The sequence below is a fragment of the Desulfococcus sp. genome (assembly GCF_050178255.1).
Lineage (GTDB): Bacteria > Desulfobacterota > Desulfobacteria > Desulfobacterales > Desulfococcaceae > Desulfococcus > Desulfococcus multivorans.
In genome coordinates, this window is sequence record NZ_JBFXGG010000108.1 from 1 (window position 1) to 1,194 (window position 1,194).

Below are 1,194 nucleotides of genomic sequence, written 5' to 3' on the forward strand. Positions count from 1 at the left end.
CTTCAGTCTTCAGTCTTCAGTCTTTCGAGGAACGCTCGTTCAGGGCGCAGGTGCCGATGGGGATGCGGGTGACGGCTGCCGCGCCGTCGTCGAAGCAGACGGCCACGTCCCGTCCCGGAGCACGCGGCCGCTCGTGGATCGTCCCCTGGTAGATCAGTTGCCCCGCTTCCACGCGATAGGTGTAGGCGTGGGGATGGGTATCGAGGTCGCAGAACCGGTAGGGCACCACAGGGTCCCGGGGGAGCGGATGGGGGAGATTGACGTTCCAGAAGGTTCCGGCCTCGAGACGGCCCGATATCAACATGCGAAGGATGGGCGCCGCATGGGCGGCGGTAACGGTCCAATCCACGGCATGGCCCTTGGCGATGTACTGGGACACGGCGATGGAACGGCACCCCAGGATGGCGGCCTCCCGGGCCGCGGCCACGGTTCCGGAGTTGTAGACGTCCGAACCCAGATTGGCGCCGGCGTTGATCCCGGAGATCAGCCAACCGGCATCGGGGACCAGGTGCTTCAAGGCCACCCGGGCGCAGTCCGCCGGCGAGGCATCCACCCAGTACCGATTCTCGCCCGTCTGCCGAAACGGTATCGGCGATCGGGCCGTCACCCGGTGGGCCGCCCCGGACTGCTCGATCCTGGGGGCCACCACGACGGGCACGGCGATTTCCGAAATGATCGCCACCAGGGCGGCAAGGCCCGGCGCGTCGATGCCGTCGTCATTGGTCAGCACCACCTTCATCATTGACACCCTCCCGGTATATGCATCAGGTCAAATCTTTTCTCAATGTTTCATGAGACCAGAAAAGATCGAAAAAATCAAGGTGCCTTTGCGTGATGGAAAAGGCTGAAGGCTGAAGACTGAAGGGGTATACATGCGCCGTTCGTCACAGGAGCACCCTATTGGAGGCTGAAGGCTGAAGACCGAAGGGGCATAAACTCTCCGTTCGCCACAAGGGCACCCCTTCAGTCTTCAGTCTTCAGTCTTCAGTCTTCGGTCTTCAGTCTTCGGTCTCTCCCACTACAACTGCCGAAAGTTCTTTTCGTTAATTTAAGTTGCATATCGTTGTTTCAAATCCATACATTCCGATTTTATTGAGCTCTTGACAATTTCAGACATCTTTTATAGAGATGCACGGATCAGGAGGATTCGGTTTCCCGACCAGCCGTCGTCCTGAACGGCAACGGTTTCATGAG

At 59.4% G+C, this 1,194-nt stretch carries 1 protein-coding gene; it reads right to left on the minus strand.

What is annotated here, in order from left to right; all coding sequences use genetic code 11:
* Positions 1 to 16 precede the first annotated feature (16 nt).
* Positions 17 to 742 carry a 5'/3'-nucleotidase SurE gene (gene surE, locus AB7S84_RS14430; RefSeq protein WP_020875307.1) on the minus strand — a complete coding sequence of 242 codons (726 nt, stop codon included), beginning with the start codon at positions 740 to 742 and terminating at the stop codon, positions 17 to 19.
* Positions 743 to 1,194 lie beyond the last annotated feature (452 nt).

Bases quoted from the DNA above. Each gene is read 5' to 3' on its own strand.
- surE (WP_020875307.1), bottom strand. From the start codon at position 742: ATGATGAAGGTGGTGCTGACCAATGACGACGGCATCGACGCGCCGGGC.